The 22,197-nt window shown below is 69.2% G+C and carries 19 protein-coding genes; 10 read left to right on the top strand and 9 right to left on the bottom strand.

Annotated elements, in window-relative coordinates; translation table 11 throughout:
- The first annotated feature begins 132 nt into the window (after window positions 1-132).
- Window positions 133-936 (top strand): MBL fold metallo-hydrolase, encoded by an 804-nt coding sequence (locus DL990_RS18335; RefSeq protein ID WP_125799381.1) that lies wholly within the window; start codon window positions 133-135, stop codon window positions 934-936.
- Here DL990_RS18335 and DL990_RS18330 read toward each other — a convergent pair.
- A complete protein-coding gene (locus DL990_RS18330) occupies window positions 933-1,406 on the bottom strand; it encodes an Lrp/AsnC family transcriptional regulator (protein WP_034305441.1) in 474 nt (157 codons plus the stop codon). The genes DL990_RS18335 and DL990_RS18330 overlap by 4 nt on opposite strands.
- Window positions 1,407-1,528: 122 nt before the next feature.
- On the opposite strand from DL990_RS18330, the gene hppD reads away from it, so the two are divergent.
- The 8 genes from hppD to DL990_RS18290 all read left to right on the top strand — a co-directional run bounded on the left by hppD (window position 1,529) and on the right by DL990_RS18290 (window position 11,057).
- Window positions 1,529-2,728, top strand: a complete 1,200-nt coding sequence (gene hppD / locus DL990_RS18325; protein ID WP_125782657.1) for a 4-hydroxyphenylpyruvate dioxygenase — start codon at window positions 1,529-1,531, stop codon at window positions 2,726-2,728.
- A gap of 253 nt (window positions 2,729-2,981) precedes the next feature.
- The gene (locus DL990_RS18320) at window positions 2,982-3,539 is read left to right on the top strand and encodes a YbaB/EbfC family nucleoid-associated protein (RefSeq protein ID WP_125799380.1); all 558 of its coding nucleotides are present in this window, start codon (window positions 2,982-2,984) and stop codon (window positions 3,537-3,539) included.
- Between the two features lie 32 nt (window positions 3,540-3,571).
- Window positions 3,572-3,886, top strand: a complete 315-nt coding sequence (locus DL990_RS18315; RefSeq protein WP_125782653.1) for a type VII secretion target — start codon at window positions 3,572-3,574, stop codon at window positions 3,884-3,886.
- The gene (locus DL990_RS42305) at window positions 3,886-8,898 is read left to right on the top strand and encodes a hypothetical protein (RefSeq protein ID WP_125799379.1); all 5,013 of its coding nucleotides are present in this window, start codon (window positions 3,886-3,888) and stop codon (window positions 8,896-8,898) included. Before DL990_RS18315 ends, DL990_RS42305 begins: the two co-directional genes overlap by 1 nt.
- Window positions 8,882-9,328 (top strand): hypothetical protein, encoded by a 447-nt coding sequence (locus DL990_RS18305; RefSeq protein ID WP_125782651.1) that lies wholly within the window; start codon window positions 8,882-8,884, stop codon window positions 9,326-9,328. The genes DL990_RS42305 and DL990_RS18305 overlap by 17 nt, the downstream gene beginning before the upstream one ends.
- Entirely contained in the window at window positions 9,328-9,771 is a 444-nt protein-coding gene (locus DL990_RS18300; RefSeq protein WP_125782649.1) for a hypothetical protein, read from the top strand. Before DL990_RS18305 ends, DL990_RS18300 begins: the two co-directional genes overlap by 1 nt.
- 20 nt (window positions 9,772-9,791) lie before the next feature.
- Window positions 9,792-10,658, top strand: a complete 867-nt coding sequence (locus tag DL990_RS18295; RefSeq protein WP_125799378.1) for a ferredoxin — start codon at window positions 9,792-9,794, stop codon at window positions 10,656-10,658.
- A 120-nt stretch (window positions 10,659-10,778) separates the two neighbouring features.
- Window positions 10,779-11,057, top strand: a complete 279-nt coding sequence (locus tag DL990_RS18290) for a hypothetical protein (protein ID WP_125799377.1) — start codon at window positions 10,779-10,781, stop codon at window positions 11,055-11,057.
- A gap of 130 nt (window positions 11,058-11,187) precedes the next feature.
- On the opposite strand, the gene DL990_RS18285 is transcribed toward DL990_RS18290, so the two are convergent.
- The 5 genes from DL990_RS18285 to DL990_RS18265 form a co-directional block, all read right to left on the bottom strand.
- Window positions 11,188-12,345, bottom strand: a complete 1,158-nt coding sequence (locus tag DL990_RS18285; RefSeq protein WP_125782643.1) for a cystathionine gamma-synthase — start codon at window positions 12,343-12,345, stop codon at window positions 11,188-11,190.
- 51 nt (window positions 12,346-12,396) lie between these two features.
- Window positions 12,397-12,987, bottom strand: a complete 591-nt coding sequence (locus tag DL990_RS18280) for a hypothetical protein (RefSeq protein WP_125782641.1) — start codon at window positions 12,985-12,987, stop codon at window positions 12,397-12,399.
- A 46-nt stretch (window positions 12,988-13,033) separates the two neighbouring features.
- Window positions 13,034-13,594, bottom strand: a complete 561-nt coding sequence (locus DL990_RS18275; RefSeq protein ID WP_125782639.1) for a hypothetical protein — start codon at window positions 13,592-13,594, stop codon at window positions 13,034-13,036.
- A gap of 143 nt (window positions 13,595-13,737) precedes the next feature.
- Entirely contained in the window at window positions 13,738-15,183 is a 1,446-nt protein-coding gene (locus tag DL990_RS18270; RefSeq protein ID WP_125799376.1) for a hypothetical protein, read from the bottom strand.
- A gap of 233 nt (window positions 15,184-15,416) precedes the next feature.
- Complete coding sequence (locus DL990_RS18265) at window positions 15,417-16,787, bottom strand: cystathionine beta-synthase (protein WP_125782635.1); 1,371 nt, start codon at window positions 16,785-16,787, stop codon at window positions 15,417-15,419.
- A gap of 205 nt (window positions 16,788-16,992) precedes the next feature.
- Here DL990_RS18265 and DL990_RS18260 point away from each other — a divergent pair, with 205 nt between their 5' ends.
- Window positions 16,993-18,213 (top strand): acetyl-CoA C-acetyltransferase, encoded by a 1,221-nt coding sequence (locus tag DL990_RS18260; protein ID WP_125799375.1) that lies wholly within the window; start codon window positions 16,993-16,995, stop codon window positions 18,211-18,213.
- 101 nt (window positions 18,214-18,314) lie between these two features.
- Here DL990_RS18260 and DL990_RS18255 read toward each other — a convergent pair whose 3' ends face one another.
- The 3 genes from DL990_RS18255 to DL990_RS18245 all read right to left on the bottom strand — a co-directional run bounded on the left by DL990_RS18255 (window position 18,315) and on the right by DL990_RS18245 (window position 22,134).
- Window positions 18,315-19,847, bottom strand: coding sequence for a DHA2 family efflux MFS transporter permease subunit (locus DL990_RS18255; RefSeq protein ID WP_125799374.1), 1,533 nt, complete (start codon window positions 19,845-19,847; stop codon window positions 18,315-18,317).
- A gap of 224 nt (window positions 19,848-20,071) precedes the next feature.
- The gene (locus DL990_RS18250; RefSeq protein WP_125799373.1) at window positions 20,072-21,340 is read right to left on the bottom strand and encodes a YeeE/YedE family protein; all 1,269 of its coding nucleotides are present in this window, start codon (window positions 21,338-21,340) and stop codon (window positions 20,072-20,074) included.
- 212 nt (window positions 21,341-21,552) lie between these two features.
- Window positions 21,553-22,134, bottom strand: a complete 582-nt coding sequence (locus DL990_RS18245; protein ID WP_233598720.1) for a hypothetical protein — start codon at window positions 22,132-22,134, stop codon at window positions 21,553-21,555.
- Between the last annotated feature and the right edge of the window lie 63 nt (window positions 22,135-22,197).

Raw genomic sequence — 22,197 nt, 5'->3', positions numbered from 1 at the left:
CGCCTGCGAACCGGCACCTCTTCGGCGAGTTTTCGTCGGCGCGCGACAATGAACACTGCGCGCCCGGCCCGATATGGCCGGGCGCGCATACGAGCCGTTAGCGTGACTTCCGGAGAAATCTGGAGGGAAACGATGAGCGAGCTACCGATCTGCGTCGCCTGCGGCATGCAGTACGCGGAACCCCGGTCCGACTGCCCGATCTGCGACGACGAACGTCAGTACGTCCCGCAGGCCGGACAGCGGTGGACCGATCTGAACACCGTCCGCGCGAGCGGGACGTACCGAGCGCGTGTCGAGGAGCAGGGACCCGGCCTCATCGGAGTCGGGTCCACCCCGAACTTCGCGATCGGCGAGCGCGCGCTGCTGGTCAAGGCCGAATCCGGCAACTTCCTGTGGGACTGCGCGGGTTACCTCGACGACGAGCTGGTCGCCGAGGTCCGCGAACTCGGCGGGCTCACCGGCATCGCGATCAGCCATCCGCACTACTACACCACCATGGTCGAGTGGGCCCACGCCTTCGACGTGCCCGTGTACCTGCACGAAGGCGACCGGCAGTGGATCGGCAGGCCGGATCCGGCGATCAAGCTGTGGAGTGGCGCGACCCTCGATGTCGCCCCCGACCTGCGGCTGATCAATCTCGGCGTGCATTTCGACGGCGGGACCGTGCTGCACTGGCCCGACGGGGAGAACGGCCGCGGGGCGCTGCTCTCGGGCGACATCCTGCAGGTCATCCCGGACCGACGCTTCGTCGGCATGATGTACAGCTACCCGAATCTGATCCCGGAACGCCCGGAGGTCGTCCGCCGCGCCGCCGAAATGCTCGAACCGTACGAGTTCGAGGCGATCTACGGCGCCTGGTGGGACGCGATCATCCGCGCCGACGGGCACGAGGCGGTCCAGCGGTCGGCGAAGCGGTACCTCGGCCAGATGGGCTAGCTCCGCGCCAGCCGTTCCAGCAGCGGCCGTACGCGCGGCGGAACCGGCGTCGACAACGCGATCGACGTCGACGTCCGCCGCACGTACGGCGCGCCGACCACCTCGTCCACCACCCGCTGCAGGTCGTCGTTGTTGCGCGCCACCATCCGCACGAAGAGGTCGCCCTGACCGGTCGTCGCGTAGACCTCGCACACCTCGTCGATCGCGGACAGCGCCTCCGCGACCTCGGCCCGGCGGCCCTGCGCGATCTCCAGGACGGCGAACGCGGTGAGGCCGTATCCCATCGCCGCGAGGTCGAGTTCGGGCGGGAACCCGCCGAGGATCCCGCGTTCGGTCAGCCGGTCCAGCCGGGCCTGCACCGTGCCCCGCGCGACGCCGAGACGGCGGGCGCATTCGAGCACCCCGAGCCGGGGCGAATCGGTGAGCAACAGCAGCAGCCGCGCGTCCAGCGCGTCGAGTGCTTCCGACATCGGGCCTACTTCCTACACAGGTTGTCCACTTTGACCGCGCTCGCGCAGCCATCACTGGTCATAGTGCACAGCGAAATCTTTGACCATTGCACATTTTGTCACGCGCTCGGATCCTTCATGGCATGACGCACACAGTGGAACCCCAGGGTGCTCTTGACGACGTGAGCTACGACCAGCTGCGTCAGCTCGTCGGCCTCGTCGACCACGACTCTTCGACCGACCCCTTCCCGGTGAAGTCGATGGACGCGGTGGTGTTCATCGCGGGCAACGCCACGCAGACCGCGTGGTTCTACCAGGTCGCGTTCGGCATGCGGCTCGTCGCGTACTCCGGCCCCGAGACCGGGAACTTCGAGCGCAAGTCGTTCGTGCTGAAGTCCGGTTCGGCGCGCTTCGTGATCACCGGCGGCGTCAAGCCCGACTCCCCGCTGCTCGACCACCACCGCCGCCACGGCGACGGCGTGATCGACCTCGCGCTCGAGGTCGCCGACGTCGACCGGTGCATCGAGCACGCCCGCTCGCAGGGCGCCACCGTCCTCGAAGAGCCGCACGACGTCTCCGACGAGCACGGCACCGTGCGCGTCGCCGCGATCGCGACCTATGGCGAGACCCGCCACACGCTGGTCGACCGGTCGAAGTACACCGGCGTGTACCTGCCCGGTTACGAGCCGCGCGAGAGCAGCGTCGTCCGCCCCGAAGGCGCGCCGAAGCGGCTGTTCCAGGCCGTCGACCACTGCGTCGGCAACGTCGAACTCGGCAAGATGGACTACTGGGTCGACTGGTACCACCGCGTCATGGGCTTCGTGAACATGGCGGAGTTCGTCGGCGACGACATCGCGACCGAGTACTCGGCGCTGATGAGCAAGGTGGTCTCCAACGGCAACCACCGCGTCAAGTTCCCGCTCAACGAGCCGGCGATCGCGAAGAAGAAGTCGCAGATCGACGAGTACCTCGAGTTCTACGGCGGCGCCGGCTGCCAGCACATCGCGCTGGCCACCAACGACATCGTCGCGACGGTGAAGGCGATGCGCGCGGCGGGCGTCGAGTTCCTCGACACCCCGGACTCCTACTACGACGACCCGGAGCTGCGCGCCCGGATCGGCGAGGTCCGGGTGCCGATCGAGAAGCTCAAGGAGCACCGCATCCTGGTCGACCGCGACGAGGACGGCTACCTGCTGCAGATCTTCACCAAGCCGATCGGCGACCGCCCGACGGTGTTCTACGAGCTCATCGAGCGGCACGGTTCGCTCGGTTTCGGCAAGGGCAACTTCAAGGCCCTGTTCGAGGCCATCGAGCGTGAGCAGGAGCGCCGAGGCAATCTCTAACGGCGAGGCGCCATCGGCGCAGCGCCGCGGCAACCTCTGACCCCGGCAGTTCGCAGGGCGTGAAAGGGCTCTTCATCGCACTTTGTGCGGCGAAGGGCCCTTTCGCTGCGTGACGGGGCCGACTTTGTCGTCCCGGAGTGGTACACCGGATGAGCACTAGGCTGTTCGACGAAACTTTGCGCACACCGGAACCGGTGGCGTCTTCGGACCGTCAGTGTGAAGACGTCAGCATGCAGCTTTTGGAAGGGTCCCGATGCCGGACAACGTCGACGCCAGCGAACGAATGGTGGACAACTGGACGAAGCAGATCCAGGAGACCGCCGCGCGCTATCAGGCGATGGCCGCCCGCATGCAGGGCCAGACCGTGACGGAGCGGTCGAAGGACAACACCATCGAGGTCACGATCGACTCGAAGGGGCTGCTCACGAACCTCGTCATCGCCGAAGCCGCGAGCGGCAAACGGATGGCGGAGGTCTCGTCTCAGGTCATGCGCCTCGTCCAGCTCGCGCAGTCCCGCATCCCGGAACTGCTGCAGGCGGCGATGGCCGAGACCGTCGGAACCACCGACGAGACCGCGAGCCGGGTGATCGCGGAAGCGCAGAGCACCTTCCCGGAGGCTCCTCCGGAGGACGACATCGCCCCGCCCGAGCCCGAGCGGCACCACCGCTTCGGCCCGGAAGAGGAAGAGCCCCCGCCGCCGCCCGCGCAGGCGAATCCGCCCCAGAATCCACCTCAGCCGAAACCGATCCCGCGCCGCCGCCGCACGCAGGACGACGATGACGACGAATTCGGCGGCAGCATCCTTTCGTAGACGTTCATCCGGCCTGGTAGAGGGGAGAAACCATGGCAGGCAAGGGTTATGAGCTCGGTGCCGACCTCGACGCGCACGCCAAGCAGATCGACGGCATCGCCGACGGGCTGCGCACGGCGGTCGACGCCGCGCAACAGGTGAGCATGCCGACGGACGCGTACGGGATCATCTGCCAGCCGTTCCGGATGATGCTCGACCCGGTCGAGGAGTTCGGCATCAACGCGCTGAACAAGGCCGTCGAGGCCGCGACGACGGTGGCGAACAACGTGCGGTCCGCTTCCAACGCCTACCAGACGCAGGACGAAAACTTCGCCGCCGAGTTCAAGAACGCGCAGGTGCCTGACTGATGCCCGAGGGAAACCCGCTCGTCGCGAAGGCGCCGACGGATGGCGACGGTCCCGGACCGCTGACGGCCGGGAACAGCGAGTACGGCTACGCGGCGGGCATCGGTGTCGCCGAGTCGGCCATGGACGCCTTCAACGGCATCTCGAACGGTGACTGGATCGGCGGCGGGCTCGGCGTCCTGAGCCTCGCGGGCGAGATCGCCAGCGCCGCGATCGACCCGTTCGGCTACCTGATGTCGTCGGTGGCGTCGTTCCTGATGGAACACATGCAGCCGCTGAAGGACATGCTGGACGCCGTGGCGGGCGATCCGCCGGTCATCCAGTCGTATTCGGAGACCTGGGGCAACGTCGCCAAGAAGCTGGAAGACACCCAGGTCGAGTTCTCGAACGCGGTCAAGAACGGGACTTCGGGCTGGACCGGCGACGCGGCCGACCAGTACCGCAAGCAGGCCGCGGAACAGGCGGAGGCGATCAGCGGCGCGGCGACGGTCGCGGGCGCGATCAGCACCGTGGTGATGATCTTCGGCGAGATCGTCGCGTTCGTCCGCGAATTCATCCGCCAGCTCATCGCGGACGCGGTCGGCAAACTCATCGCGTGGGTCTTGGAGACGGTGTTCTCCCTCGGCTTCGGCACGCCCGTGGTGGTCGCGCAGGCCGTCACCGCCATCGCCGGGTGGGCCGCGAAGATCGCCGACAAGCTCAAGGAACTCTGCGACGCCATGCGGCGGGTCTCGCCGCTGCTGGGCAAGCTGGCAGACGTCTTCGAGAAGATCATCAAGATCTTCGGCAAGATCGCGGGCAAGGTCACCGGCCTGGACGTGATCAACACCAGGAACATCAAGCCGGGCGGCTTCGTCCAGCGTGGCGGCAGCGGTGGTGGGTCCGGCGGATCCGGCGGTGGCACGGGCTCCGGCGACGGCCCGGACGGCGATGGATCCGGCAGCGGCTCCGGCGACGGCTCCAACGGTTCGGGCGACGGCTCCAACGGTTCGAACGGCTCCGACGGTGACTCCGGTTCTTCCGGTAACTCCGGTTCTTCCGGCGACTCCGGTTCTTCCGGCGACTCGGGTCGCTCTGGTGATTCCGGCGGCGACAGCCCGTCGAACACCACGCGAGCCGGCGACGGCGGCGGTTCACCGTCCACAAGGGACAGTGGCGGCTCCTCCCGCTCGGACGGCGGCTCTCCCGGCCGCGCGGGCGATGGACCGTCCACTTCGGACGGCAACTCCGGCGGCACGCCGGACGGGGGCTCTCCCAACGCCGCCCGCTCCGACAACGGATCTCCCGGCGATTCCGGCACCCCGAACCGCACACCCGACAACGGCTCCCCGAGCCGTGCGGACACCGGCGGTTCGCCAAGCAACACACCCGACGCCACTCCTCACACCCGCGCCGACAGTGGCGGCTCACCGAGCAACACACCCGCGCCCCACACCCGCACGGACACCGGCGGTTCGCCAAGCAACACACCCGACGCCACTCCTCACACCCGCGCCGACAGTGGCGGCTCACCGAGCAACACGCCGGACAGCGGCTCCCCCGCACCCCACACGCGCGCCGACAGCGGCGGCTCACCCAGCCACACACCCGACGCGCCGAACACCCGCGCCGACACCGGCGGCTCACCCAGCCACACACCCGACGCGCCGAACACCCGCGCCGACACCGGCGGCTCACCCAGCCACACACCCGACGCGCCGAACACCCGTGCCGACACCGGCGGCTCTCCCGGCCACACCGGCGACGGCGGCGGCTCGCCCCGGACGCACGGCGGCGAGGGCGGCGGTTCACCCACGCCTCGTTCCGATCCGTCGCCCGGCCAGCACGGCGGCGGTAACGCCGGTGACGGCGGCAGTCCCACCCGGCCGACCGACAGCGGCACGACGACCAGCGGTACCGCGCCCACGGCACCACGTCTCGGCGACGCAGGCCCGTCACACGTGCCTTCGCAGCGTGGCGGTACCGGTGGCGACGGTTCGCCCGGTGTCCCGCCGCAGGGTCAGCCGATGGCAGGCGGCATGCCGCCCCAAGGCGCGCCGGGTGGCGCTCCCGGCGGCACCCCGGGTTCGCCCGGCGGCAGGCCGCAGGGTGGCGGCTGGACGGGCACGCCCGGTTCGCCGCGCACCCCGGACACGCACGCCCCGCGCACTCCCGACACCCACACCGGCCCCAGCCGCGGTCCGGGCCAGACCGGCCCCGGCGGACGGCCGAACCAGCCGCAGCCCGTCGCCCGTGGCAACGACTTCGGCCCCGGCGCCCAGCCGCACACCGGCACGCCCGGAACGCACGGCCCCGGCACCCGGCCCGGAGGCACCGGTCCCGGCAACACCGGACCGGGCGGCCGCGGACCCGGCGGCCATTCCGGGCCGCCGCATTCGCCGGACGGTCACGGCCCCGACGGACACGGCCCGCGCCAGGACCCGAACGGCCACCCCGACGGTTCACCGCACGACCGCGGCCCCGACGCCGAGCCGGATCGTCCGCTGACGCCCGACGAGGTCAACCAGCGGCATTCCGAAGGCACCCCCGCGGGTAGCTCCTACCACCGCGGGGATCCCGACATGGGCGACCTCCCGCACCGGGTCCAGCCGGATCCGGACGGCCGCTACACGGTCGACGTCCACGTCACCCCGGACGGGCACGCCCGGATCGGCAACCGCACCTACACCCCGGAAGAGTTCGCGGACATCCTGCGGCGCAACGGGGACTACGACGGCCGCCCGATCCGGCTGATCGGCTGCGACGCCGGCTCGAACGACTTCGCGCGCCGTCTGTCGCGCGAACTCGACACCGAGGTGATGGCGCCGAGCAAGCCGGCGTGGACCGACTCGAACGGGCGCGTCTTCTCGTCCGACTACGAGATCGGCCCCGACGGCCGCACCCGGCCCCGGATCCCGCCGAACGGTGAATGGGACGTCCACAGCCCCGACGGCACCGCCCGCCGGGCGAGCGACGACGGCTTCACCCCGGACACCTCGCACGCGGACAAGCAGGACGTGGACGCCGACAGCGCCCGCGATCGCGGTCAGGGCGACGATCTCAACCCCCAGCACCAGATCGAAGGACGCTGGGACGAGCCCGATTTCACGCCGCCCGCCCGTCCCGTCCAGCTACGCGACGATCAGTCGTTCTTCGACCCGACGACGCCTCCGCGCAGGCTCGACCCGGACACGCGGTACGACGTCACCGACGCGGACGGCAACGTGCGCAGCCGGGTCTACACCGACGCGAACCGCAACGTGACGCACGTCGACGCCGTCGCGCCGAACAGGCTGCACGGCCCCGGTAACCCGGAGATCATGCGCCCGGCGCCGAACTCCGACTACCGCGTGCAGGTCGGTCATCGGCACGACACCTTCCCGACCGACGCGGACGGCAATGTCCGGACGGTGACGCACACCGATGTGAAGACCCCGCAAGGCACCCGGGACGTCACGAGGATCGGTGACATCGAGTCCCCGCCGAAGCCCCGTGACCAGGTGCGGATCGAGGCGGACGACCCGCGGGCGCCGGGTGCGGACGACGCGTTCAGCCACCGGAGCGATCTGGACGCGAACACCCGCTACCACGTCACGGACGCGGACGGGAACTCCCGCGGCAGTTTCCAGACCGACGAGCACGGCAAGGTCAAGTGGGTCGACACCCACGAGGGAGCGAACAACCCGGAGCTGCGGGATCCGCTGCCCGACAGCAACTACCGGGTCGACCGCGGCCCGCTCCACCAGGAGTACCACGTCGGACCCGACGGGCGGCCGGAACACGGCCAGGGCTACCACCCGCCGCAGCCGACGGGGACCCCTGTCGATCACCCGAACGCGGTCAAGCAGGACGAGGCGTTCAACCGCCAGCACACCGACGAAAACGGGAACCCCAGGCTCGACGAGAACGACAGGCCGACGCTGGCGCCGAACAGCGTGCACCGGCCGACCGACGAGTTCGGCCATCCGCGGGGCGAGTTCCACACCGACGGGACCGGGCACATCAGCCACGTCGACACCACCAGCGGCCAGCGAGCCAGGACCAACCCGGAGGTCGCGGCCGCGCCGAGGGACGCGGACGTCACCCAGGACGGTCACTACGGAACCAGGAACGCCAAGAACGTCCAGGATTCGTGGCCCGCGCCCGACCGCGAAGTCACCTACTCGCACCAGGTTCCGCCCAAGAGCGAGAACGCGGTCGCCCACCAGAACAAGGACCCGCGCGGGTTCACCGACGGTGATCCGAGCTCGATGTCCGACGCCCAGCAAAAGGCGATCAGCGACAAGCTCGCGCACAAGGATCCGATCGCGGGCCGTGACGATCTGCCGCCCAACACCCGGATCCACGTGGTGGACAAGGACGGCCTGCCGTACGGGTCGTTCCAGACCGGGCCGGACGGCAAGATCACCCATATGCACACCGGGCAGCCGTTCAACGCGGATATGAACAACCCGCCGCCGAACGCGGTGGTCCGAGTCGACCACGGCCTGGAAATGCACGACGCCGACGGCAACCCGCTGGGCAGGCAGTCGCCCGGCGAAGTCCACCGGACGGACGCGCGAGGCAACACCGTGGTGACGTCGGCTCCCCCGGACCCGGGTGGCTCCAGCAACATCCGGCGTGACGGCTCGGCGCAGAGCCAGGTCGGCGGTATGGGCGGCAAGGACGCGTCCGGGAAGAACATCGACGACGGCGGCCACCACCGCGGCACGTCCGTCGGCGGCTCCGGCGAGGCGATCAACCAAGGCTCGCAAGGCCGTGTGGACAACAGCAACGCGGGCGCCAAGGAGCTCAAGGAGACCTACGACCCGGACGACAGCTGGTACCGGATGGAGCGGGATCGGGACGACACCGGCCTCGCGGGTAGGTTGGAGAACGAGGACACGTTCGAACTTCGGGATGCCGGTATCGACGACGCGCACACCCGCCAATACCGGGCTTACGGCCCGGACGCCGAAGGCCGGATCTCGGTAATCGTCAGGAGTTTCCCCAATGACCACAACAACCCACTCTGGCCCGATGACTTCCGGGGGTGAGAGTCACGAGGACCTGATCCAGCAGATCGGCATCGCGCTGCTGAACCTCGTTCCGGAGGAAGGCTGGCGGCGCATCGACCTGGTCAGCTCGATGACCGTGCCCGTACAGGATCTCGGCCTGACCGTGATCATGGACGACGGCTCCCGTCCGGAGATCGCGCCGCCCACCGAGCTCAACGTGATCCTCGCGAAGCTGCGCACGCTGCTGTACGAGCCCGGCCGCGGAACCTGGTTCTCGGCACGCATTTCGCTGAACCCGCCGGGGCAGATCTTCTTCAACTACAACAACGACTACGAACCGGTCCTCACGCCGCCGATGGAACCGGGACACTACGTCGAAGACCTGAAGAAGTTCCCCAGGGATCCCGAGCACATCCCGGGCTGGCTCGACGCGAAGCTCGCGGCGGCGGAAGAGAAGGAGCAGAACTGATGCCGATGCCCGTTGTGCCCACGAGCGCGGCACAGGCGAACGAGCTGTTCAAGGACTTCACCACTTGGATGGTGCACTCCGTACCCGCGGACTGGGAGCAGCTGTTCATCATCTTCCGTTCCGTCGGTGACTACTACGAAATCTCCGCGCAGGTCCTGACCGTGATGGGCACCGGCACCCCGTGGACACCGCCTGAGGGCGTCGCGGACTTCTTCGTGGAACTGCGCGACAGCATGGCGAAGCCGGGCGAAGGCGCGTGGAGTTCGATCCGCTATCACCTCGTGCACCCTGGCGGGTACTCGGCCGAGTACAACTGGGACAACGAACCCGTTTGGGATCACGTCCCGCCCGCCGAGTTCTTCGCACAGGAGCTGGAGCGCTACCCGCGGACCGGTGAGCGCGCGGAATGGCTTCAGCGACGTGCCGCCGGCCAGGCGGACTGACCATCGGTGAGCGAGGGCAGATGAGCCGACCACAACAACCGTTGAACCAGCAGCAGCAACAGCAGCTCGTCTGGCAGATCGGCCATGCCCTCGCGACGCCGCTGCCGCCCGGCTGGCAGCAGATGCGCGTCGAGTACCGGGCGGCGGGCAGGCATGTCGAGATCGACCTGCTCGTCACCGGTCAGGACGGTCTGCCGCGCCCGGTTCCGCCGAACCCGGAGGCCGCGCGACTGCTCGCGAACCTGCGGTCGGGGATGTACCAGCCCGGCCGAGGGACCTGGCTGAGCGCGATCCTGGTCTACGGTTCGGCGACCGTGCTCAGTACGGACTTCCTCGCGGATGTGGAGCCGCCGTGGCGGCAGGCGCCGCCATCGATCGGCTTCCAGGACGAGCTGCGCTTCTTCCCGCGAGCCGAACAGAACATCCCGGCGTGGCTGCGGCAGCGAGCAGGGCTCGACGCCGCGCCGCAGGCCGAGCCGCCGGTGGCCACTCCGCCCGCGCAAGCGCCGGAAGACTTGAAGTCGCCGCGGGTCTACGACGGGCTCGACGAGTCCGGTCGTCCGGTGGTGAACCGCGAGCCGTTGCCCCCCGCCGAACGGGATCGTGTGCTGGAGTACCTCGACGGCGCCCCGGTCGTACTGGCGTCGCGGACTTACGAAGCCGATGCCTTCGATCCGGACAGGGAACCGTTGGTTCCCTTGAACTTCCGCACGGACGGCCGCTGGTACTGGCCGGGCGCGGTCGCCTACTACCTGCGCGAGCACGACGTGGCGCCCGACCCCGAACTGCTCGGCCACATCCGGGCGTCGCGGTTCACCCTGCCCGAGGTCGGCGAGCCCGAACGCGAACTCGCGGTCGCCGCCATCACCGGTCAACCGTCCACTTAGGACTACATGTTTCGCGGGCGTCCGGACGGCCGGATGATGCCACCTGACGGATACGTCACGTGACAAGTTCACCGTCCGGGTACTCTTGACGATGGCGGCGAAGGCGACCAGGGAGCGCGCATGGCACGGGGGAACATCGGCAGGGTCCGGGCGACCCGTTCCGCCGGGATGCTCCCGGTCGTGCTGGCCCTCACGTCGGCCGCGCTGTTGACCGGCGCCGCCGTCTACACGGTCGACCGCGCCGGTTGCGTGGACCCGGGCCAGTACATCCGGCACGACAACCACATCGAACTCGTCGGCGGCTGCATCGACGGTTCCGAGCTGCCTGCCGCACCTCAGGGCACTTCGCACGAGGCGGACGCGAAGAGCGGCATCGCGCCCAGCAACTTCCGCCCGTAACCGGGCGCTTCCTCCCACCACACCGCGCTGACCAGCGCGAACGGAGCAAGGGACCTTTGCTGTCACTTAGTTAGCGTGGGTACGCTAACGATAGCAAGGGTCCCTTGCTATCGCCTGGGCTCGGCGGCGGTCAGCCCAGGGCCTTGGCCAGATCGTCGACCAGGTCGCTGCCGTCCTCGATGCCGACGGAGAGGCGCACCAGGTTGTCCGGCACCTCCAGGGTGGATCCGGCGGTGCTCGCATGCGTCATCCGGCCCGGGTGCTCGATGAGTGATTCGATCCCGCCCAGCGACTCGGCGAGGATGAACAGCTTCGTCTTCGCCGCGACGTCGAGCGCGGCCTGCTCGCCGTCGATGTGGGTGAACGAGATCATCCCGCCGAAACGCCGCATCTGCTTCGAAGCGACCTCGTGGCCGGGGTGCTCCGGCAGGCCCGGGTAGTAGACACGCTCGACCTTCGGGTGCTTCAGCAGCATCCGGGCGATCAGTTCGGCGTTGTCGCTGTGCCGCTCCATCCGCAGCGCGAGGGTCTTGATCCCGCGCAGGGTCAGCCACGCGTCGAACGGACCGGGCACCGCACCCGCCGCGTTGCGCAGGTAGAACAGCTGCTCGCGCAGTTCGTCCTCGTTCGTCAGGATCGCGCCGCCGACGACGTCGGAGTGCCCGCCGAGGTACTTGGTCGTCGAGTGCAGGACGACGTCGGCACCCAGCGAAAGCGGGTTCTGCAGATACGGGGTGGCGAAGGTGTTGTCGACGACCAGACGGGCGCCGGCGCCGTGCGCGGCCTCGGCCAGCGCGGCGATGTCGGCGATCCCCAGCATGGGGTTCGTCGGCGACTCGCACCAGATCAGCTTCGTTTCCGGCCGGATCGCGGCGCGGACCTCGGCGATGTTGCCGAGATCGGCGACCGTGTGCTCGACGCCCCACAGGCTGAGCACCTTGTCGATCAGCCGGAACGTGCCGCCGTACGCGTCGTTGCCGAGCACGAGGTGATCACCGGGCCGCAGGGTCGCCCGCAGCAGGACGTCACTGGCCGCCATCCCCGACGCGTAGGCCAGACCGTGCCGGGCGCCTTCGAGCGCCGCGAGCGCGACCTCCAGCGCGGTGCGCGTGGGGTTCGCGGTGCGGGAGTACTCGTAGTCGCCTTCGCGTGTGCCGCCGACGCCGTCCTGCGCGTAAGTCGAGGTCTGATAGATCGGCACGATGACCGCGCCGGTCCGGGGATCAGGGGTCTGCCCGGCGTGGATCGCGCGCGTCTCGAAGCCCAGCAGAGAGTAATCGTCGGCCATACGGTCCAGGGTACGACCACCCGCTCGAGATCCCATGGTCTGGGACCGAATTCACCACTGCCCGGGTGGTGGTCCACCCTGCTGCCGCCCACCGGGAGCGGGCGGATAGCCGGGCTGCGGGGGCGGATAACCGAAGTTCGGCGGCGGCCCGGCGAGGGCGGGCTGCTTCTTGGCCGCCAGCCAGCGCGCCGTCGGCGGGACCAGCGCCAGCACCAAGGTCGCGATCGCCGGGATCAGCACCACGATGAGGAGCCAACCGGCACCGAAGCGCAGGGTCACTCCGCTGTACGAGAAGAAGAAATGCGAGCCGATCGCCCGCATCAGGAAGATCGACGCCACGAGAAGGATCGTGGCCCCGGCCCCGATCACGGTGAGCACTCGCCCGGCGCTCTTGCGCAGGAGCAGCAGGAGCCCGCCGCTCAAGAGCAAGGCCGCGGAGAGGAAGTCGAGCACCGCGCCGACCACGAGGAACGAAACCGTGAAATCGACGAGTTCGATGACGTGGAACGCGAGTCCGGCGAGAAACCAGAGCCCGCCGAGGATCGCGAGGATCCCGGCGATCATTCCGGTGGCGCCGCTCGGTTGCCGTGCCGTTCCCGGTGGCGGGTAGGCGCCCTGCGGTGGGTACTGCTGATAAGTCATTTCTCCCCCTGTCGAAATCCTCGCCTCATCCTGCCAGCCGGACGGCTCACCAACCGCCTTGCCGGGGAAACTGATTCTGCGGCCGATAGGGCTGGACCGGGGCAGGTCGCCGGCGCAGGTACTTCCACGTCGGCGGAAGGATCGCCAGCAGCAGCGCCAGCAGGCCGAACACGATCATGGCCAGGCGGAGAACGCCGTCGAAGGTCGCGAACCGGAGCAGGATGTCGAGGTGGATCCGGTACGGCACGCGGAACGCGATCGGCTCCAGCGCGACGGCCACGATGGCGAGCAGTGAGCCGAGGATCAGCAGGACGGCGCCGATCACCGATCGGAAGAACGTCGTCAATGCGCCGACCAGCAGGAACAGCGCGGCGAGCAGGTAGAGCACCAGTTCGACGAGCGCGAAGCCGGGCAGGTTCGAGAGGCTGAAGCCCGACGGGAGTCCGATGAAGTAGCGGATCGGGATGAAACCGGACGCGAGAGCACCGAGGAGCCCGAGCACCGCGGCGATGATCGCCGTCGCGCCGGAGGGCCGGGCCTGCTGCGCGGGATAGCCGAAACCTGCCGGTCCGGGCTGCTGTGCGGGATATCCGTACGGACCGGTCACGTCGCTCCCGTCGGCAAGGGGTGAGTCAACGGCGCTCACCCTAGCCCCGCGGCCTTGGCCGCGGCAGGCGAATCCGGAAACGCGGGAAGCCCCCGGCCGACGGGCCGGGGGCTTCCTGAGCGAAACCGTTCAGCGGTGGCGAGTCACCACTGCTGCGGCGGCTGACCGGGCTGCTGGCCCGGCTGACCGAACCCGCCGCTGGGCGGGCCCTGCTGACCAGGCTGCTGCCCGAAACCGCCGGGCTGCTGCTGCTGCTGCTGCGGCTGGCCGAAGCCGCCCTGCGGCGACTGACCCGGCTGGCCGAAACCACCGCTGGGCGGACCCTGCTGGCCCGGCTGCTGCCCGAACCCACCAGGCTGCCCCTGCTGCGGGAAACCACCCGAAGGCGGACCGGCCTGGCCGGGCTGACCGTACTGGCCGGGCTGACCGGGCTGCTGCTGACCGTATTGCCCCGGCTGCTGCTGGCCGAACTGACCAGGCTGGCCGGGCTGCCCCGGCTGGCCGAAGCCGCCCTGCGGCGGTCCGCCGAATCCGCCGGGCTGGCCGCTCTGCGGGGCACCGAGCACCGAACCGCCGCCACCGAGACCGACGAACTGCGCGGTCGCCGGGATCAGGCCCAGCACACCCACGATCAGGATCAGGATGCCGAAGATCAGGTGCGGCAGGCCGATCCCGATGCTGACCCCGCTCGGGACACCGTCGCCCGACGCGGTCGTGGCGCCGAGGAGCAGGATGCCGAAGAGAAGCAGCAGCGCGCCGCCCGCGGTGACCGCGATCGGCACGATCTTCTTGAGCGAGGCCGGGAGCTTGCCTGCCAGCGCGAGACCGGCGCCGGCCGCGGTCGCGACGATCGAAGCGACCAGCAGCAGGATCACGTAGAGCCAGACGGTGCCGGGCGAAGCCAGGCCGAACTGGTCGAGGGCCTTGTTGATGGCCTCTTCGCCCATCCTGGAGGCCTGACCGTCGACGCCTTCGGAGAAGTCGCTCGCGTCACCGAAGTAGACGAAGCTGAAGACGAGCGCGAGAAGACCGAGAAGGCCGACGAGGCCACCGGCGATGAACCCGAACAGCGGGTTCCCGCCGGCACCACCACCGGCAGCGGGGCTGTAGCCCTGCGGCGGTCCGCCGAAACCGGGCTGCTGGCCGAAGCCGCCCTGAGGCGGTCCGCCGAAGCCCTGCTGCGGCTGGCCGTAACCAGGCTGCTGCTGGCCCTGCGACGGGTCGAACCCGCCCTGCTGGGGCCCGCCGAAGCCCTGCTGCTGACCGAAACCGCCACCCTGGGCGCCGTAGGCACCGGCGGCCGGGTTGTCGGCCGCGCTCGGCGGCGGGGCATACGGGATGGCGGGCGGCTGCGAACCCGGCGGCACGAGCTGGGTGGACTCGGCGGTGGGGGATTCCCCGCCGCCGCTCACCGGCTGCACGACCTGGGTCGCGTTCGCGTCGCCGGAACCGGGCTGGACCGGCTGCACGACCTGTGTGGGCTCCGGCGTGTCGCCGAACCCTCCACCCTGGGACTGCTCATAGGAGGGCTGCTGCCCGTACTGCTGTTGCCCGTAGTCGGGCTGGGGCGGCTGGCCGGGCTGGACCACCTGAGTCGGTTCCGGGGAACCGAACGGGTTGTCTTGCTGCGGCTGGGGGCCACTCGGGGGTCCCTGCGGTGGCTGGGCGCCACCCCAAGGCTGATTCGGTGGCTGCGGAGCACTCATTTGGGTCTTGAACCCCCTTGACGAGGACATAGAAGTTCAACTCACCCGACACGCTATCGGATAGCCGGGTGGGCCGCTCGTAACGCCCCGGCCCGACCATCCGATGAAATGCCTCTTTACCGTCCCGCGAGAAAAGCGAGCAGGTCGTGCCGGGTGACGACCCCCGCCGGCTTGCCGTCGACCAGCACCAGCGCGCCGTCCGCGCCCGAGAGCGCGTTCATCGCCACGCTGACCTGTTCACCGGCGCCGATGGTCGGCAGCGGCGGCGACATGTGCTGCTCGAGCCGGTCGGCCAGCTGGGCCTTGCCGGTGAAGAGCGCTTCGAGCAGGTCGCGTTCGTTGACCGCGCCGACGACCTCGGCCGCCATGACCGGCGGTTCCGCGCTGACCACGGGCATCTGGCTGACGCCGAACTCCGAGAGGATCGCCACCGCTTCGGCGACGGTCTCGTTCGGGTGGCTGTGCACGAGGCTGGGCAGCGAGCCGCTCTTCTTCATCAGGACGTCGCCGACGGTGGCGCCGCTGGAGTCCGGCGGCAGGAAGCCGTAGGAGGACATCCAGTCGTCGTTGAACACCTTGGTGAGGTAACCGCGGCCGCCGTCGGGCAGGAGCACGACGACGACGTCGTCCGGGCCGAGGCCCTCGGCGAGCTTGAGCGCGGCGGCGACGGCCATCCCGCACGAGCCTCCGACGAGCAGTCCCTCTTCGAGCGCGAGGCGGCGGGTGATGTCGAAGGAGTTCGCGTCCGACACCGCGATGATCCGGTCGGCGATGTCCCGGTCGTAGGTGTCCGGCCAGAAGTCCTCACCGACGCCCTCGACGAGGTACGGCCGTCCGGTCCCGCCGGAGTACACCGAGCCTTCGGGGTCCGCGCCGATGACCTGGACGCGCCCGTCGCTGACCTCCTTGAGGTACTTGCCGGTGCCCGAGATCGTGCCGCCCGTGCCGACGCCCGCGACGAAGTGCGTGATCTTGCCTTCGGTCTGGCGCCAGAGCTCCGGGCCGGTCGAGTGGTAGTGGCTGGCGGGGTTCTCCGGGTTGGCGTACTGGTTCGGCTTCCAGGCGCCCTCGATCTCGCGGACGAGGCGATCGGAAACGTTGTAGTAGGAGTCCGGGTGCTCCGGCGCCACAGCGGTCGGGCAGACGACGACGCGGGCGCCGTAGGCCTTGAGCACGTTGCGTTTGTCCTCGCTGACCTTGTCCGGGCAGACGAACACGCACTTGTACCCCTTGCGCTGCGCCACCATGGCCAGCCCGACGCCGGTGTTGCCGGAGGTCGGCTCGACGATGGTGCCGCCGGGCTTCAGCGCGCCCGAACGCTCCGCGGCCTCGATCATCCGAAGCGCGATGCGGTCCTTGACACTGCCGCCGGGGTTGACGTACTCGACCTTGGCCAGGATGAGCGGTTGCAGCCCCTCGGCCAGTGCGTTCAGCTTGACCAGAGGGGTGTTGCCCACGAGGTCCACGATGTGCTCGACGTATTCCACCCCGACAGCCTAAACGCCGCAGGTCGTGCTGTGTCCACTCAACCGGGCGGGGTGAAGACCGCGGCCGAACAGCGCGGTCCAGCGGCGCAGGTTAAAAGAGTGGCGTGGATCGCGTTCGCCTTTGACCCGCGCCTCCCTCCGGTGAAGGATGCGAGGTGAGCAACCGCTTAGCGCGTCTGGATCGAGAACAAGGGAGTGTCGTTCCATGCCCGAAGCCGTCATCGTCTCCACCGCCCGATCCCCGATCGGCCGCGCCGGCAAGGGATCGCTGGTGAGCATCCGCCCGGACGACCTCACCGCGCAGATGGTCCGCGCCGCGCTCGACAAGATCCCCGAACTCGACCCGACGCAGATCGAAGACCTCATGCTGGGCTGTGGTCTCCCCGGCGGCGAGCAGGGCTTCAACATGGGCCGCGCGGTCGCCGTCGAACTCGGCTACGACCACCTTCCCGGCTGCACGATCACCCGGTACTGCTCCTCCAGCCTCCAGACCACCCGCATGGCGCTGCACGCGATCAAGGCAGGCGAAGGCGATGTGTTCATCTCCGCCGGCGTCGAGACCGTGTCCCGCTTCGCCAACGGCAGCTCGGACTCGTGGCCGAACACCCACAACCCGCTCTTCGCCGACGCCGAGGCCCGCACCGCACAGGTCGCGGCCGAAGGCGCCGACAGCTGGACCGACCCGCGCGAGAACGGCACCCTGCCCGACGTCTACATCGCGATGGGCCAGACCGCCGAAAACCTCGCGCGGCTGAAGAACGTCTCGCGTGAAGAGATGGACGAGTTCGGCGTCCGCTCGCAGAACCTCGCCGAGAAGGCCATCGCCGACGGCTTCTGGGCCAACGACATCACCCCGGTCACCCTGCCGGACGGCACCGTGGTCTCGAAGGACGACGGCCCGCGCGCCGGCGTCACCCTCGAAGGCGTCTCCGGCCTCAAGCCGGTCTTCCGCCCCGACGGCCGGATCACCGCGGGCAACTGCTGCGCGCTCAACGACGGCGCCGCCGCCGTGATCATCATGTCCGACACCAAGGCGAAGGAACTGGGTCTGACGCCGCTGGCCCGCGTCGTCTCCACCGGTGTTTCCGGGCTGTCGCCGGAGATCATGGGCTACGGCCCGGTCGAGGCGTCGAAGCGGGCGCTCGCCCGCGCCGGGATGTCCATCGACGACATCGACCTCGTCGAGATCAACGAGGCCTTCGCCGCGCAGGTCATCCCGTCCTACAAGGACCTCGGGATCGACCTCGACAAGCTGAACGTCAACGGTGGCGCGATCGCCGTCGGCCACCCGTTCGGCATGACCGGCGCGCGGATCACCTCCACGCTGATCAACTCGCTGCGCCACCACGACAAGCAGTTCGGCCTCGAAACCATGTGCGTCGGCGGCGGCCAGGGCATGGCGATGGTCCTGGAGCGCCTCTCCTGACCCCCTGACCTGCGAAAAGGGAGCAAGGGACCTTTGCTACCGCTTGTCTCGACGTCGAGAGAAGCGAGAGCAAAGGTCCCTTGCTCCCTTTCGGGCCGGGCCTAGCGGGTCATGATCGGGGCCGCCGGGACCTCGCCGTCGGCCGCGCCCTCCGGCAGCGCGGGCTTGGTCTTCGGCAGGAACGCCGCCGGGACAAGGCACAGCGCGAGCAGGATCAACGACCACAGGAACGTCGTCGAGAACGCGTCCGCGGTCAGCCCCGAAGCCGCTTCGTGCGTCGCCGGGTTCATCACCGCGGCCGTCGCGGCCAGCTGTCCCTGCGCGGTCGGCACGCCGAACTTCCCGGCGAGCAACGCCGCCAGGATGATCGACAGCACCGCCGCCCCGATCGCACCCGCGGTCTGCTGCAGGATGTTCGTCGCCGTCGACGCCTTCGCCATGTCCTGCGGCTTGAGCGTCTGCAACGCGGCCGAGGTGATCGGCATCATCGTCGCGCCCATGCCGAGCCCCATCACGAACAGGGCCGAAAGCAGCAGCCAGTACGGCGTCGCCGCGGTGACCTGGGTGAAGGCGATCAGCCCGGCGAGCATCAGCACGAGACCGGGCAGCACGATCTTCCGCGCGCCGATCTTGTCCGCGAGCCTGCCCGCGATCGGCATGGTCAGCATCGCGCCGACCCCCTGCGGGGCGAGCAGCAGACCGGCGTTCATCGCCGATTCACCGCGTGCCAGCACGAAGTACGTGGGCAGCAACAGCATCGCGCCGAAGAACGCGACGCAGAAGAAGGTCATCGTCACCATGGCGACGGAGAACGACCGGTTCTTGAACAGCTTCAGATCGAGCAGCGGGTTCGTGACCCGGTTCGCCCGGAACACGAAAGCCACCAGCAGCGCGACCCCGGCCAGCGCGGGCAGCCAGACTTCCACCGCGCCGATCCCGCCTGCCGACGGGATGTTCGAAACACCGAAGATCAGCGCCGCCAGCCCCGGCGACACCATCAGCATGCCGAGGAAGTCGAAGCGCTCACTGGGCTCTGGCCGGTCCTTCGGCAGCACGCGCCAGGCCAGCACCATGGTGACGAGGCCGATCGGCACGTTGATGTAGAAGATCCAGCGCCAGCTCACCGCGTCGACCAGCCAGCCGCCAAGGATCGGGCCGCCGATCGGGCCGAGCAGCATCGGCACGCCGAGCACGCCCATCACGCGCCCGATCCGGTGCGGTCCCGCGGCCCTGGTCAGGATCGTCATGCCGGCGGGCATCAGCATGCCGCCGCCGAAGCCCTGCAGGACCCGGAAGATGATCAGCGATTCGACGTCCCAGGCCATGCCGGCGAGCATCGACCCGATCAGGAACAGCCCGATCGCGGTCATGTAGAGCCGCTTGGTGCCGAATCGGTCCGAGGCCCAGCCGGTGACCGGGATGACCGTCGCCAGCGCCAGCATGTAGCCGGTCGCGATCCACTGGATGGTGTCGAACGAGGTCTGGAACTCGATGGTCAGTTTCTGGAGCGCGACGTTGACGACCGTCGTGTCGAGGATCGCCATGATCGCGCCGAGGATGACGACGCCGGCGACCTTGAGCACGCCGGCGTCGAGTTTGTCGCCGCCCGGTGCGGCCGGGCTTTGCGTTGACATGAAAAGTCCGTCCCTGTTACTGAGTGGACGCGACGACCCCCGTGGTCGCGACTACGGAATCGACGCCCGGCACCAGGCCGAGCCTTCCCCAGTCGAGCTTGTGCCTTAATGCGCAAGCTCGCACATGTAGCCGAGCGTAGCCGAACACGGGTTTTACCTGCCAACTTTTTCCCCGTATGCGGACCGAAAGGGCAGGCCCGCATACGGGTTGTCACGAAGAGTGATCAGCAGACGCTATCCGTCGGAGCCGGGTTGCCCAGTCCGAACAGCGGTCGCAGCTTGAGCCCGATCCAGGTGCCGCCGAGCGCGAACACGCCCCACAGCCAGCCGTGCAGGCTGCCGACCGAGATACCGCCGAGGTAGGCGCCGATGTTGCAGCCGCCCGCCATCCGCGCGCCGACGCCCATCAGGATCCCGCCGAGCACCGCGGCGACGGCGGTCCGCCACGGGATCGAGCTGTGGATCTTCCACGCCACCGGCGGCGCGGCCGCGACCCCCGCGCCGACCATGATGCCGATGTCGGTGAGGCTGTTCTTGTCCTTCCAGATCGGCCCGGCCAGCGAAGCCGCGTTCGCCTTGAGCCGCCAGAATTCCCAGGTCTCCGGGTGCAGGCCGAACACCTGAAGGATCTTGGCGCCCCACAGGCTGAACGCGCTCGTGACACCCCAGATCCCGCCGGAAACCAGGAAGACCGCGCCCGCCAGCACCCCGAGGACGAGGGCGCCGACGAGGATCGGCCAGGAACCGCGGTAGATCCGGGCGAGACCGCGCGCGGTCGGGACGACGTCGACCGGCGGCGGGTTGCGGCGCTTCTGCACGAACCGCGTCCCCAGCACGATCGCGGCGAGGACGGCGACGGTGATCGCCCACGAACCGAACCAGCCGACGTGGTCGGCGAGCAGGACGCCCTTGAACTCGGGCCAGCCCGACAGCAGCGGATACGCCCACGTGTAGAGGACGGAACCGGTGATGAAGCCGCCGAGGGTCAGGACGATCGTCGACTGGCCGGAACCGACCGCGAACAACGTTCCCGACGCGCAGGCGCCGCCCAGCTGCATGCCGATGGCGAAGATCGTCGCGCCGGCGAACAGCGCGAGTCCCAGCCCGCCCGCGGTCGGGTTCGGCGTGCTGCCGAAGAGGCCGGAACCGGTGCCCACGATCAGCGCGATCAACGTCGCGGCCGTACCGAGCAGCAGCGTATGCGCCCGCAGTCCCTGGCCGTTCCCGACCGCGATCAGCTGGCGCCAGGCCGAGGTGAAACCGAACCGGGAGTGGAACAGCGCGATGCCCAGCAGGAGGCCGAGGATCAGCAGGACCCCGAACTTCGCCCCGTGCGCCGCCCAGACGTACCAGGTCAGTCCGATCGCGAGGGCACCCGCGACCGCCAGCGGCACGATCTTGACCGGCTCCTCCGGTCGCGGGACCGGGGCGGCGCAGGAGGTCGGGAAGTCGAGGAGCTTCTTCTCACCGGCTTGGGTTTCTGTCGTCGCCACCAGGACTCCAGGTCGATCGGCGGGGTGGGGGACGAGCAACGTTAGGACCGGTGACCGCCCGGTCGCAGCCCGTCCCACACTGTGCGACGAATGGCGGCACGCGCGGAGCCGGATGGCGGCGGCGATACCAAAGGTCCCTTGCTCCCCCGGAACGCGTGAAGGCCCCTTTCCCTCAGCCGAGCCGAGGGAAAGGGGCCTTCACGTGCTTGTGGTTACGGCGCCGTCTTGATGCAGATAGTGGTCGGCGGCGTCGAGTACACCGCCACTCGCGTCGCTTCGGTGCCCTCACAGGACGCCTGGTCCGCGGCGTTGGCGATCTTCACCAATTCCGCGTCCTTGGCGGGATCGGTGCAGGCCACCTTCTGATAGCCGGCGGTCTTCGACATGTAGCCCTTGAGGCAGTCGCCCTGCTTGGCGTTGACGATCAGGCACAGCTTGTACGAGATCCGGCCGGACATCGAGATGCTGTCGTAGTCGCCCTCCGGGCAGGCCTCGTCACCGCCCACGCGGGCGGCGATCTTGACGTTCGCCTCCTGCGCGCCGCAATCGGCCTTCTTAGGATCGTCGGCCGTCCGGGAGAACTCGGTCACGCTGAGGCATTCACCGGCCTGGGCGTTGCCCGTCCCGGTGAAGTGGTTGACCAGGAAGAGACCGCCGCCGATCACGACGACGAGCACCGGGATGGCGAAACGCAGCCAGCCGAGCTTGGATTTTTTGGGCGCTTCCGGCTGGCCGAAAGCGTCAGGCTGTCCCACCGGCATTTGGCCCCCAGGGGCCGGCTGGGAAGTGGTCACCGAGAAACCTCACAGTTGTGAAGAGGAATGAGAACCTCGGTATCCAACACTCATCGTGTTCAG

The sequence above is a fragment of the Amycolatopsis sp. WAC 01416 genome, assembly GCF_003947485.1.
In the GTDB taxonomy this organism is placed as follows: Bacteria; Actinomycetota; Actinomycetes; order Mycobacteriales; family Pseudonocardiaceae; genus Amycolatopsis.
Note: the sequence above shows the minus strand (reverse complement) of the source record. Positions and strands in the feature narration are given on the sequence as shown.